Origin of the sequence: Streptomyces sp. NPDC058307, from assembly GCF_042880295.1 — a bacterium.
Taxonomy (GTDB): Bacteria; Actinomycetota; Actinomycetes; order Streptomycetales; family Streptomycetaceae; genus Streptomyces.
The window spans coordinates 68,868-81,353 of record NZ_JBHVYZ010000020.1 but is presented as its reverse complement, the minus strand read 5'-3'; the positions used below and the strand labels follow the sequence as shown (position 1 = coordinate 81,353).

12 protein-coding genes are annotated in these 12,486 nt (G+C 71.8%); 8 read left to right on the top strand and 4 right to left on the bottom strand.

Going from position 1 to position 12,486, the window contains the following annotated elements:
* Window positions 1-53 precede the first annotated feature (53 nt).
* On the bottom strand, window positions 54-341 hold the full coding sequence (gene paaB / locus ACFVYN_RS17155) for a 1,2-phenylacetyl-CoA epoxidase subunit PaaB (protein WP_389998753.1): 288 nt from the start codon (window positions 339-341) through the stop codon (window positions 54-56).
* Entirely contained in the window at window positions 338-1,351 is a 1,014-nt protein-coding gene (paaA, locus tag ACFVYN_RS17150) for a 1,2-phenylacetyl-CoA epoxidase subunit PaaA (protein ID WP_389998750.1), read from the bottom strand. The genes paaB and paaA overlap by 4 nt, the downstream gene beginning before the upstream one ends.
* A 523-nt stretch (window positions 1,352-1,874) precedes the next feature.
* Here paaA and ACFVYN_RS17145 point away from each other — a divergent pair.
* The 3 genes from ACFVYN_RS17145 to ACFVYN_RS17135 are packed head-to-tail and all read left to right on the top strand — an operon-like array spanning window position 1,875 to window position 4,809.
* Window positions 1,875-2,705, top strand: coding sequence for a DUF5819 family protein (locus ACFVYN_RS17145; RefSeq protein ID WP_389998747.1), 831 nt, complete (start codon window positions 1,875-1,877; stop codon window positions 2,703-2,705).
* Complete coding sequence (locus ACFVYN_RS17140) at window positions 2,702-4,066, top strand: HTTM domain-containing protein (RefSeq protein ID WP_389998745.1); 1,365 nt, start codon at window positions 2,702-2,704, stop codon at window positions 4,064-4,066. Before ACFVYN_RS17145 ends, ACFVYN_RS17140 begins: the two co-directional genes overlap by 4 nt.
* The gene (locus tag ACFVYN_RS17135; RefSeq protein ID WP_389998743.1) at window positions 4,063-4,809 is read left to right on the top strand and encodes a TrmH family RNA methyltransferase; all 747 of its coding nucleotides are present in this window, start codon (window positions 4,063-4,065) and stop codon (window positions 4,807-4,809) included. Before ACFVYN_RS17140 ends, ACFVYN_RS17135 begins: the two co-directional genes overlap by 4 nt.
* Here ACFVYN_RS17135 and paaN read toward each other — a convergent pair.
* Window positions 4,806-6,497 carry a phenylacetic acid degradation protein PaaN gene (gene paaN / locus ACFVYN_RS17130; RefSeq protein WP_389998740.1) on the bottom strand — a complete coding sequence of 564 codons (1,692 nt, stop codon included), beginning with the start codon at window positions 6,495-6,497 and terminating at the stop codon, window positions 4,806-4,808. The genes ACFVYN_RS17135 and paaN overlap by 4 nt on opposite strands.
* 160 nt (window positions 6,498-6,657) lie before the next feature.
* On the opposite strand from paaN, the gene ACFVYN_RS17125 reads away from it, so the two are divergent.
* Window positions 6,658-8,175, top strand: coding sequence for a 3-hydroxyacyl-CoA dehydrogenase (locus ACFVYN_RS17125; RefSeq protein ID WP_389998738.1), 1,518 nt, complete (start codon window positions 6,658-6,660; stop codon window positions 8,173-8,175).
* The gene (locus tag ACFVYN_RS17120) at window positions 8,172-8,762 is read left to right on the top strand and encodes a TetR/AcrR family transcriptional regulator (protein WP_389998736.1); all 591 of its coding nucleotides are present in this window, start codon (window positions 8,172-8,174) and stop codon (window positions 8,760-8,762) included. The genes ACFVYN_RS17125 and ACFVYN_RS17120 overlap by 4 nt, the downstream gene beginning before the upstream one ends.
* A 2-nt stretch (window positions 8,763-8,764) precedes the next feature.
* Here the strand turns inward: ACFVYN_RS17120 and ACFVYN_RS17115 are convergent, their stop codons facing one another.
* Window positions 8,765-9,265, bottom strand: a complete 501-nt coding sequence (locus ACFVYN_RS17115) for an Lrp/AsnC family transcriptional regulator (RefSeq protein WP_389998733.1) — start codon at window positions 9,263-9,265, stop codon at window positions 8,765-8,767.
* Between the two features lie 174 nt (window positions 9,266-9,439).
* On the opposite strand from ACFVYN_RS17115, the gene pdhA reads away from it, so the two are divergent.
* From pdhA to ACFVYN_RS17100, 3 genes are all read left to right on the top strand, one after another.
* The gene (pdhA, locus tag ACFVYN_RS17110; protein ID WP_389998730.1) at window positions 9,440-10,585 is read left to right on the top strand and encodes a pyruvate dehydrogenase (acetyl-transferring) E1 component subunit alpha; all 1,146 of its coding nucleotides are present in this window, start codon (window positions 9,440-9,442) and stop codon (window positions 10,583-10,585) included.
* Window positions 10,582-11,586 carry an alpha-ketoacid dehydrogenase subunit beta gene (locus ACFVYN_RS17105; protein ID WP_389998727.1) on the top strand — a complete coding sequence of 335 codons (1,005 nt, stop codon included), beginning with the start codon at window positions 10,582-10,584 and terminating at the stop codon, window positions 11,584-11,586. Before pdhA ends, ACFVYN_RS17105 begins: the two co-directional genes overlap by 4 nt.
* The coding region (locus ACFVYN_RS17100) for a dihydrolipoamide acetyltransferase family protein (protein WP_389998724.1) at window positions 11,586-12,486 on the top strand (901 nt) is incomplete at its 3' end. The genes ACFVYN_RS17105 and ACFVYN_RS17100, both read left to right, overlap by 1 nt.

Sequence of the window (12,486 nt, the reverse complement as noted above, 5' to 3'; positions counted from 1 at the left end):
GGACGGCGTGGAAGCTGGGGGCGGCGTCGGAACGGCCGTCGTCTCTGGTGCGGTCACAGGTGCATCACCCCCTCCGGGATCTCGTAGAACGTCGGGTGCCGGTACGGCTTGTCGGCGGACGGTTCGAAGAACGGGTCCTTCTCGTCGGGCGAGGAGGCCGTGATCGCGGACGAGGGCACCACCCATATGGAGACGCCCTCGCCGCGCCGGGTGTACAGGTCGCGGGCGTTGCGCAGGGCGAGCTCCGCGTCCGGGGCGTGCAGGCTGCCGGCGTGGGTGTGGGAGAGTCCGCGGCGCGAGCGCACGAAGACCTCCCACAGGGGCCAGTCGGTGTTCGTCATGCGCGCGTCGCTCCTGTCTCGCCGGTGTGCTTCGCCGCGTGGGCCGCGGCCGCCTCCCGCACCCAGGCGCCCTCGTCGTGGGCCCGGCGGCGCTGGGTGATCCGCTGTTCGTTGCACGGGCCGTTGCCCTTGAGGACCTCCCGGAACTCCGTCCAGTCGATCGGGCCGAAGTCGTGGTGTCCCCGCTCCTCGTTCCACTGCAGCTCCGGGTCGGGGAGCGTGAGGCCGAGGGACTCGGCCTGGGGGACACAGATGTCGACGAAACGCTGGCGCAGCTCGTCGTTGGAATGGCGCTTGATCTTCCAGGCCATCGACTGCGCGGAATGCGCGGACTCGTCGTCGGGCGGGCCGAACATCATCAGGGACGGCCACCACCAGCGGTCCACCGCGTCCTGGGCCATCGCGTGCTGCTCGGGCGTGCCGTTGCTCAGGGCCAGCAGCAGCTCGTACCCCTGGCGCTGGTGGAAGGACTCCTCCTTGCAGATGCGGACCATCGCGCGCGCGTACGGGCCGTAGGAGCAGCGGCACAGGGGGACCTGGTTGGTGATCGCGGCGCCGTCCACCAACCAGCCGATCGCGCCGACGTCCGCCCAGGTCAGAGTGGGGTAGTTGAAGATCGAGGAGTACTTCTGGCGGCCGGAGTGCAGCTTGTCGAGGAGCTCGTCGCGGCCGGTGCCGAGGGTTTCCGCCGCGCTGTAGAGGTAGAGGCCGTGCCCCGCCTCGTCCTGGACCTTGGCCATCAGGATGGCCTTGCGGCGCAGGGAGGGCGCGCGCGTGATCCAGTTCGCCTCCGGCTGCATGCCGATGATCTCGGAGTGGGCGTGCTGCGCGATCTGGCGGACCAGGGTCGCGCGGTAGGCGTCGGGCATCCAGTCGCGCGGCTCGATGCGCTCGTCGGCGGCCACGGTGGCGTCGAAGACGCTCTGGTACGCGGTGGTGTCGTCGCCGACGGCGCCCTGAGCGCCGTACGTCCGTGTGCTCGCCGTCTGATGCGCGGCTGCTGTCGTCATGAGGCCCCCTCGCCCTGGGCTCCGCCGGAACCTGCTCCCGACCGATCGTTCGGTTCGTGCGATTCCATGGTGTGCCGGGCGCCGTATGGTGTCAACCGCTGTGGAAAACCCACCGGGCAGCCTGTGGATAACCGGGCCGGGAGTGAGAACGGCCACGGCGGGACCGGCCGACAGGGGCTGTGCGAGGCGGTCGGGCGTGAGTACCGTGCCGTGCGAGCCACCGCGGCGAGGCGGGTGCGGGCACCGGCCACCGGGCGCCGCCGCCCCCTGCGGCTGGTGCACGGACCGGAATCGGGAACGGGGCGGAATGGACGCGTACGACGGAGGCTCGAACGCCCGGCGACGACCACCGGGCCCCGCGAGCGAGCCGGGCGATGGCGCTGAGCCCCGGGGGGCCGAGGGATCTGAGGGGTCAGACGGGTCAGGGGTTCACAGGGCGCTTCCGGCGCCAGGCGAGTCCGACGGGACCGCCGAGTCACGAGCGTCGGCGCCGGCCCCCGCCCCGGATCGTGAGCCCGGCGACGTGCGGCCGGCCACGCCCGACCTGTCCGCCGAGCCCACCGACGCCGGCGCCTCCTTCGGCGCCCGCCCCACCGACTCCCGCTCCTCCTCCGACAACCGCCCCACCGACACCGCCGCGATACCCCCCACCGCCCCGGCCCCAGCCCCCGCCCCCCACCGGAACCCCGCCTCCGACCCCGCCCCCCGTACCGGCGTGGCCGCCCTCTCCCTCCGCTATCAGATCGGTGTCGTCCTGGCGCTCGCCGTCGTCGCTGTCGCCGTCTGTGTGCACATCGGGATGGTGTTTCTGCACGTCGCGCCGTCGAACACGGTGACCAAGCAGCACGGCAGGGCGGTCGACGACTGGGTCTACCCGGAGTTCGAGCAGAACTGGAAGCTCTTCGCCCCGAACCCCCTCCAGCAGAACATCGCGGTGCAGGTCCGGGCCCGGATACGGACCGTCGACGGCGGCAGCCGTACGACCGGCTGGTACGACCTGTCCGCCCAGGACGGCCGGGCCATCGACGGCAATCTGCTGCCCAGCCACACCCAGCAGAACGAGCTGCGCCGCTCCTGGGACCTCTTCGTCACCACGCACGACGCCGACAACCGCCCGGTCGGCCTGCGCGGCACCCTGTCCGAGACGTATCTCCGCCGCATCGTCGTGCTGCGTCTGGAGCGCGACCACGCGACCGCGCGGGACGATGTCCTCGTGAGCGTCCAGGCCCGCTCCAGGACCGCCACCGTGCCCCCGCCGAAGTGGAGCGAGGAGAAGGTCTCGGTGCAGCCGGTCTACCGCGAACTGCCCTGGTGGGCCGTGACGGCGGACGACACCGAGGGGAGCGCCCGGTGAACCGATTCGCCCTGGCGGTGTCCACCGGCATCGCCCGCGTCACCGAGGCCGCACTCGGCCCCTACCAGAGCGCGATGGTCCGTATCGGCTTCAGCGCGACCTGGCTGCTCTTCCTGCTCCGCGAGCTCCCGCACCGCCAGGAGCTGTACGGCCCGGACGGACCGTGGAGCTGGAACCTCGCCGACCAGCTGATCTCGCTCAACGGCGCGTTCACGGCCCTGATGTGGTCGGACGGCCAGTTCTGGTTCGAGACGGTCTATGTGCTCGCTGTCCTGTCGAGCCTGCTGCTGCTGCTCGGCTGGCGCACCCGTGCGATGTCCGTGCTCTTCATGGTCGGCGTGCTCTCGCTCCAGAACCGCAGCATCTTCATGGGCGACGGCGGCGACAACGTCCTGCATCTGATGTGCATCTACCTCGTCTTCACGCGCTGCGGTCAGGTCTGGTCGCTGGACGAGCGGCGGGCCCGGCGCACGCGGGAGGCACGCGCGCGTGGAGAGCACGTCGTGGACCGCGTCGGCCCGGCCCTGTGGGGCGTCCTCGGGCTCGTGCTGGTGTCGGCGGCCTTCCTGGACAGGCTGAACGGCGACTGGGTCGTCCCGGCGCTCCTGTGGGCCCTGTGGCTGGCGCAGGCCCTGTGGTGGGCGGTCGGACGGTTCTCCCGGTCCGGACAGTCGCGGATCATGCTCGATGTCGTCGCCAACATCGTCCACAACGGCGCCCTGCTCGTGATCATGGCGGAGGCCTGCCTGATCTACGCGACGGCGGGCTGGTACAAGATCCAGGGCTCCCGCTGGCAGGACGGCACCGCCGTCTACTACCCCCTGCACCTGGAGTCCTTCTCGCCGTGGCCCGCTCTCGCCGACCTGCTGTCGGCGAACGGCGTCATGGTGATGCTGGTGACGTACGGCACGGTCGCCGTACAGGTCGCCTTCCCGTTCACGCTGTTCAACCGGCGGGTCAAGAACGTCCTTCTGGCGGCGATGATCACCGAGCACGCGGTGATCGCGGTCGTCCTCGGCCTGCCGTTCTTCTCGCTGGCGATGATCGCCGCCGACTCGGTCTTCCTGCCGACGTCGTTCCTTCGCCGACTCGGCGAGGGGGCCGCACGCGCGCGTACGCGGCTGTGGGCGCGCCTGGCGGGCGGTCAGACGGCGCAAGGCGGCCCGAAGGAGCAACGCGGCCCGACGGGGCACGAGGCACCCGAGAAAGGCCAGGCCCCCACGGGGCACCGGCTCCCCGGGCAGCCAGGCCCACCGGCGGAGCCGGGTTCCGCGGAGCCCCCGAGGCCCGCCCACGGCCCTGGTGACAACCCCGGCGACCCCGAGAACCCCGGTCACCGGCACGTAGGCTTCCCGGCATGACCGGTCCCGATCCCGTGAGCCTGTGGCACCGGCTCGCCGACACCTCTGTGCTGCTCGACGGCTTCCACGCCCTCAAGCACGCCGTGCGCTTCGGGGCCGAGGTCCCGGTGGCGGTCGCCGTGGACCGGGGCGCCGCGCTCGCCCTGGCCGAAGAGCTGGCGCCGGACGTACGAGGCACTCTGGACGCGCTGCTGGCGCAGATCCCGGAGTCGGCGTACGCGTCCCTCGTGCCGCGCCCGCATCCCACGGCGGTGGCGGCTCTGGCCGTACGACCGCCCCGAGCCGCGAACCTCCGGAAGCTGGCGCACATCCCGCGTACCGCGCCCGTCGTGGTCCTGGACCATCCGCGCAACCTCGGCAACGCCGGGGCCGTGATCCGGCTGGCCGCGGGCTTCGGAGCGACGGGTGTGGTCACCACGGGCACGCTCGACCCCTGGCATCCGACGGTGGTCCGCGGTGGGGCGGGCCTGCATTTCGCGACCGCGGTGGAGCGCCTGACGGTCGCCGAGCTGCCGCCGGGGCCGGTGTTCGCCCTGGATCCGGAGGGCGACGACATCCGGGGCGTGAAGCTCCCGGACGACGCCGTCCTCGCCTTCGGCTCGGAGCGCAGCGGGCTGTCGACCGAACTGCGCGCGCATGCCGACCATTTGGTCGCCCTCCCGATGCGCCCCCAGGTCTCCAGCTACAACCTGGCGACGAGTGTGGCGATGGCCCTCTACCACTGGAGCCTCGGCGGGTCCTAGGCCTCCCGGCGCACCTCGACCACCCGGAACCGGTTGGCGACGAACGCCCCATCGCACAGTGCGGAGTTGGCCGCCGGGTTGCCCCCCGATCCGTGGAAGTCGGAGAAAGCGGCCGTCTGGTTGACGTACACCCCGCCGACGAGGTTCAGCGACAGCTGCGCCGCCTCCTCCAGGCAGACCTCCTGGACGGCCTGCTCGACCTCCTCGTCGGTGGTGTAGGCGCCGACCGTCATCGCGCCCTTCTCGCGGATCGTGCGCCGCAGCAGCTCCACCGCGCCGGCCGCCGAGTCGACCGCCACGGCGAAGGAGACAGGGCCGAAGCACTCGCTCATGTAGGCGGCCTCGTCGTCCGGCTTGGCCCCGTCCAGCTTGACGACGACGGGTGTGCGCACGACCGCGCCCGGGAACTCCGGGTTGGCGATCTCCCGCGAGGCCAGGGCGACTTCGCCCAGCCCGGCCGCGGCCTCCAGGCGCGCCTTCACGTCCGGGTTGACGATCGCACCCAGCAGGGCGTTCGCGCGCGCGTCGTCGCCGAGGAGGCCGTCGACCGAGCGGGCGATGTCCGAGACCACCTCGTCGAAGGTCTTGGGGCCTTCGTCGGTGCGGATGCCGTCCCGGGGGATCAGCAGGTTCTGGGGGGTCGTGCACATCTGGCCGCTGTACAGGGACAGCGAGAAGGCCAGGTTGGAGAGCATCCCCTTGTAGTCGCCGGCCGACTCCACGAGCACCGAGTTGACGCCGGCCTTCTCCGTGTAGACCTGCGCCTGGCGGGCGTTGGCCTCCAGCCAGTCGCCGAACTCAGTCGAGCCGGTGTAGTCGATGATGCGGATCTCGGGGCGCGTGGCCAGGGTCTTCGCGATGCCCTCGCCGGGGCGCTCGGCGGTGAGCGCCACCAGGTTCGGGTCGAAGCCGGTCTCGCTCAGGACGTCCCGCGCCACCTGGACCGTGAGCGCCAGCGGCAGCACCGCGCGCGGGTGCGGCTTCACCAGGACCGCGTTGCCGGTGGCCAGGGAGGCGAACAGGCCCGGATAGCCGTTCCACGTCGGGAAGGTGTTGCAGCCGATGACCAGGCCGATGCCCCGGGGGACCGGCGTGAACTGCTTGGTGAGCGCGAGCGGGTCGCGCTTGCCCTGCGGCTTGGTCCACTCCGCGGTGTCGGGGGTGCGGACCTGCTCCACGTACGCGTACGCCACCGCCTCCAGGCCGCGGTCCTGCGCGTGCGGGCCGCCCGCCTGGAACGCCATCATGAAGGCCTGGCCGCTGGTGTGCATGACCGCGTGCGCGAACTCGTGGGTCCGGTCGCTGATGCGCTTGAGGATCTCCAGACAGACCACCGCGCGGATCTCCGCGCCCGCGTCCCGCCAGGCCTTCTGGCCGGCCTTCATGGCGGGCAGCAGTGCGTCGATGTCCGCGTGCGGGTAGGTCACGCCCAGCTCGATGCCGTATGGGGAGACCTCGCCGTCCACCCAGTCGTCGGTGCCGGGCTGGCCGAGGTCGAGGCGGGTGCCGAGGAGGGCGTCGAAGGCGGCCTTGCCCGCCGCCATGTCCAGGCTGCCGTTCTCGCCGTAGGCCTTGGGGTGCTCGGGGTGCGGCGACCAGTACGCGCGGGTGCGGATCGCTTCCAGCGCCTGGTCGAGGGTGGGCCGGTGCGCGGCGATCAGATCGCGCGCGGTGAGTTCGGCGGCCATACGGGACCAACTCCTCGTCTCAAGAACTCTTCGTCGAGCTCATGACCTGGGCAGAATCCTGGGCAGGAACGGACAGTCAGAGTTAGAGTAACCGAACGATCGGTCGGGACAAGGGGGTCCGCCGCATCTGTGGAAAACCCCGTGCGGGAGGATCGCGCACATGACAGGACTCGACCTCAGCAGCCCCGTGGCCGTCGTCGGCACCGGCACCATGGGCCAGGGCATCGCCCAGGTCGCGCTGGTCGCCGGGCACACCGTGCGGCTGTACGACGCCGTACCCGGTCGTGCCCGGGAGGCGGCCGACGCGATCGTTGCCCGCCTCGACCGGCTCGTCGAGAAGGACCGGCTCACCGCCGCCGACCGGGACGCGGCGCGCACCCGTCTCGTGGCCGCCGAGCACCTCACCGACCTCGCGGACTGCGCCCTGGTCGTCGAGGCCGTCCTGGAGCGACTGGACGTCAAGCAGGAGCTGTTCCGGGAGCTGGAGGACATCGTCGGCGAGGACTGTCTGCTCGCCACCAACACCTCCTCCCTGTCGGTGACGGCCATCGCCGGCGCCCTGCGCCACCCGGGCCGCTTCGTGGGCCTGCACTTCTTCAACCCCGCGCCGCTGCTGCCGCTGGTCGAGGTCGTCTCCGGGTTCGCCACCGAGGTCTCGTCGGCCACGCGCGCGTACGAGATGGCACGCGCGTGGGGCAAGACCCCGGTCGCCTGCGCCGACACCCCCGGCTTCATCGTCAACCGGATCGCGCGGCCCTTCTACGCCGAGGCGTTCGCGGTCTACGAGGCCCAGGGCGCCGAGCCCGCCACCATCGACGCGGTCCTGCGCGAGTGCGGCGGCTTCAAGATGGGCGCGTTCGAACTGACCGACCTGATCGGACAGGACGTCAACGAGTCCGTGACACACTCGGTGTGGCGCGCCTTCTTCCAGGACGTGCGCTTCACGCCCTCGCTGGCCCAGCAGCGTCTGGTCGAGTCGGGCCGGCTCGGCCGCAAGAGCGGGCAGGGCTGGTACGACTACACGGACGGCGCAGAGCGCGACGAGCCGCACACCGCGGAGCGGGCCCAGGCGCCCGCGTACGTCGTCGCCGAGGGCGATCTGGGCCCCGCGTCCGAACTGCTCGCGCTGATCCGCGAAGCGGGCATCCAGGTCCGCGACGACGAGGAGGACCACGGCACCCGTCTGGTCCTGCCGAGCGGCGGGCAGCTCGCGCTCGCCGACGGGCAGACCTCGGTGGAGTTCCGGGACGTCGTCTACTTCGACCTCGCGCTCGACTACCGCAGGGCCACGCGCATCGCGCTGTCCGCCTCCCAGGACACCTCGCAGCAGACGCTCGGCGAGGCCGTCGGGCTCTTCCAGGCGCTCGGCAAGGACGTCAGCGTCATCGGTGACGTGCCCGGCATGATCGTCGCCCGTACGGTCGCCCGGATCATCGACCTCGCGCACGACGCCGTCGCCAAGGGCGTCGCCACCCGCGAGGACATCGACACCGCCATGCGGCTCGGGGTGAACTACCCGCTGGGCCCCTTCGAGTGGAGCCGCAGGCTCGGCCGCAACTGGGCCTACGCCCTCCTCGACGACCTGCACCTGCGCGACCCGTCCGGACGGTACGCGCCCTCCCTCGCGCTGTACCGGCACGCGTACGCCTCCGACAAGCGGGAGGGCAGTACCTCATGACGACCGCCAAGCGCGACACGTACACCCCGGAGACGCTGCTGTCCGTCGCCGTCCAGGTCTTCATCGAGCGCGGCTACGACGGCACCTCCATGGAGCACCTCTCCAAGGCGGCCGGCATCTCCAAGTCGTCGATCTACCACCACGTCTCCGGCAAGGAGGAGCTCCTGCGCCGGGCCGTCAGCCGGGCCCTGGACGGCCTCTTCGGGATCCTCGACGAGGAGCACGCACGCGTGGGCCGTGCCTCGGGCCGCCTGGAGTACGTCGTGCGGCGCATGGTCGAGGTGCTGATCGCCGAACTCCCCTACGTCACCCTGCTGCTGCGGGTGCGCGGCAACACCGGCACCGAGCGGTGGGCCCTGGAGCGCCGCCGCGACTTCGACCACCGGGTCGCCGAGCTCCTGAAGGCGGCGGCCGCGGACGGCGACGTGCGCGGTGACGTGGAGGTACGCCTGGCGACCCGCCTGGTCTTCGGGATGATCAACTCCATCGTGGAGTGGTACCGCCCGGACGGCCGGGGCATGAACGAACGCGAAGTGGCGGACGCGGTGGCCCAGTTGATCTTCGGCGGGTTGCGGCAGGCTTCCTGAACTCAGCCCTGCGGTTCCAGGTCCTCCTCCTCGAAGACCAGGAGGGTGCGGGTGCTGAGGACCTCCGGGATCGCCTGGAGGCGGGTGAGGACCAGTTCGCGCAGGGACCTGTTGTCCGGGGTGTGGACGAGCAGCAGGACGTCGAAGTCGCCCCCGACCAGCGCGATGTGCGAGGCCCCGGGCAGCTGTCTGAGCTGTTCGCGGACCGTGCGCCAGGAGTTCTGGACGATCTTCAGGGTGATGTAGGCCGAGGTGCCCTGACCCGCGCGCTCATGGTTGACCCGGGCGCCGAAGCCGCGGATCACGCCGTCCTCGACGAGGCGGTTGATCCGCGCGTAGGCGTTGGCGCGCGAGACATGCACCCGTTCGGCGACCGACCTTATCGACGCGCGGCCGTCCGCCTGGAGCATCTGGAGGATGTCCTGATCGATGGCGTCGAGCGGACGCGGGGGCGAAACGGGGACGCCGCCCTCCACGCCTTCGGCCATTTGTTCAGGTGCCATGTCCCCCCGCCTCCCTACCATGGACGTACTGCGTCCATCTCAGGCTGTGGAGAACCGTTTGTCCACAGCCTGAGGGGGCCTGTAGCCAAAATGTGCCGGCGACCGAACAATCGGTAGGTGAGGCGCCTCACACCCGTGGTGCGCCACCAGCCGCTCCCACGAGGAGGTGCCGTCATGACGGTCATGGAGCAGCGGGGCGCGTATCGGCCGTCGCCGCCGCCCGCCTGGCAACCCCGCACGGACCCCGTGCCCCTGCTGCCCGACGCGCAGCCCCATCGCGTCCTCGGCACCGACGCGGCCGCGCAGGCCGACCCGGCCCTGCTGCGCCGGCTGTACGCCGAGCTGGTGCGCGGCCGCCGCTACAACACACAGGCCACCGCCCTCACCAAGCAGGGCCGCCTCGCCGTCTACCCCTCCAGCACCGGCCAGGAGGCCTGCGAGATCGCCGCCGCGCTGGCCCTCCAGGACCACGACTGGCTCTTCCCCAGCTACCGCGACACCCTCGCCGCCGTCGCCCGCGGCCTGGACCCCGTCCAGGCGCTGACCCTCCTGCGCGGCGACTGGCACACCGGCTACGACCCGCGCGAACACCGGGTGGCCCCCCTCTGCACCCCCCTCGCCACCCAGCTCCCGCACGCCGTCGGCCTCGCGCACGCCGCCCGTCTCAAGGGCGACGACGTGGTGGCGCTCGCCATGGTCGGCGACGGCGGCACCAGCGAGGGCGACTTCCACGAGGCGCTGAACTTCGCCGCCGTCTGGCAGGCCCCGGTCGTCTTCCTGGTCCAGAACAACGGCTTCGCGATCTCCGTCCCGCTCGCCAAGCAGACCGCGGCCCCCTCGCTGGCCCACAAGGCCGTCGGCTACGGCATGCCCGGGCGGCTGGTCGACGGCAACGACGCGGTCGCCGTGCACGAGGTCCTCACCGCCGCCGTACGCCACGCGCGCGCGGGCGGCGGACCCACCCTGGTGGAGGCGATCACCTACCGCGTGGACGCCCACACCAACGCCGACGACGCGACCCGCTACCGCGGCGACGCCGAGGTCGAGACCTGGCGCGGGCACGACCCCATCGCCCTCCTGGAACACGAACTGACCGAGCGCGGACTGATCGACGAGGCCAGCATCGAGGCCGTACGCGAGGACGCCGAGGAGTTCGCCGCCGGGCTGCGCCAGCGCATGAACCAGGACCCGGTCCTCGACCCCATGGACCTGTTCGCCCATGTCTACGCCGAGACCACCCCGCAACTGCGTGAGCAGCAGGCCCAGTTGCGCGCCGAGCTCGAGGCCGAGCTCGACTCTCACGGGGGGACGCACCGATGACCACCGTCGCCCTCAAGCCGGCCACCATGGCGCAGGCCCTCACGCGCGCGCTGCGCGACGCGATGGCGGCCGACCCCACCGTGCACGTCATGGGCGAGGACGTCGGCACCCTCGGCGGTGTCTTCCGGGTCACCGACGGACTGGCCAAGGAGTTCGGCGAGGACCGCTGCACGGACACCCCGCTCGCCGAGGCCGGCATCCTCGGCACGGCCGTCGGCATGGCGATGTACGGGCTGCGGCCGGTCGTGGAGATGCAGTTCGACGCCTTCGCGTACCCGGCGTTCGAACAGCTGATCAGCCATGTGGCGAAAATGCGCAACCGCACGCGCGGGGCGATGCCCCTCCCGATCACCATCCGGGTCCCCTACGGCGGCGGCATCGGCGGGGTCGAGCACCACAGCGACTCCTCCGAGGCCTACTACATGGCGACGCCGGGGCTCCACGTCGTCACACCCGCGACCGTCGCCGACGCCTACGGACTGCTGCGCGCCGCCATCGCCTCCGACGACCCCGTCGTCGTCCTGGAGCCCAAGCGGCTCTACTGGTCGAAGGACTCCTGGAACCCGGACGACCCCCAGGCCGTTGAACCGATAGGCCGTGCGGTGGTGCGGCGCCCCGGCCGGAGCGCCACACTCATCACGTACGGGCCGTCCGTGCCCGTGTGCCTCGAAGCCGCCGAGGCCGCGCGGGAGGAGGGGTGGGATCTCGAAGTCGTCGACCTGCGCTCGCTGGTGCCGTTCGACGACGACACGGTCTCGGCCTCGGTACGGCGGACCGGACGAGCGGTCGTCGTGCACGAGTCGGGTGGGTTCGGCGGTCCGGGCGGGGAGATCGCGGCCCGGATCACGGAGCGCTGCTTCCACCATCTGGAGGCGCCGGTGCTGCGCGTGGCCGGGTTCGACATTCCTTATCCGCCGCCGATGCTGGAGCGTCACCACCTGCCCGGCGTGGACCGGATCCTGGACGCCGTCGGGCGTCTGCAGTGGGAGGCGGAGAGCTGATGGCGCAGGTGCTGGAGTTCAGGCTGCCGGATCTCGGCGAGGGCCTGACCGAGGCGGAGATCGTCCGCTGGCTGGTGGAGGTCGGCGACGTCGTCGCGGTCGACCAGCCGGTCGTCGAGGTCGAGACGGCCAAGGCGATGGTCGACGTCCCCTGCCCCTACGCCGGCGTCGTCACGGCCCGATTCGGCGAGGAGGGCAGTGAACTCCCGGTGGGGTCACCGCTCATCACGGTGGCGGTGGGGGCACCGGCGTCCGACCCGGATGCGCGGGCCGAGGGCTCGGGGAACGTCCTTGTCGGGTACGGCACCTCGGAGGCACCCGCGCGCAGGCGCAGGGTGCGGAGGGAGCAGCAGGTCCCCGTGCCGGTGAACGTGCCGGTGAACGGCAGTCCGGCATCTCCCGAGGTGGTCGAGGGCCCGGTCCCCGTGATCTCCCCGCTGGTCCGCCGCCTCGCCCGCGAGAACGGCCTCGACCTCAGGGAGCTCACCGGTTCCGGCCCCGACGGACTGATCCTCCGGGCCGACGTCGAGTACGCCCTGCGTGCCGCCGCCTCGCACGGACGCCCGGCAGCGATCGTCGCCCCGGAAGCCCCGGAAGCCCCGGAAGCCCCGCGAAACCCGGCGACGACCTCGGCCGCCACCCCCGCAGGGACCCGTGTCCCCCTCAAGGGCGTCCGAGGCGCGGTCGCCGACAAGCTGTCCCGCAGCCGGAGCGAGATCCCCGACGCCACCTGCTGGGTGGACGCCGACGCGACGGAACTCATGCGCGCGCGTGCCGCGATGAACGCGACCGGCGGCCCGAAGATCTCCCTGCTCGCGCTGCTCGCCCGGATCTGCACCGCCGCCCTCGCCCGGTTCCCCGAGCTCAACTCCACCGTCGACATGGCGGCCAGGGAGATCG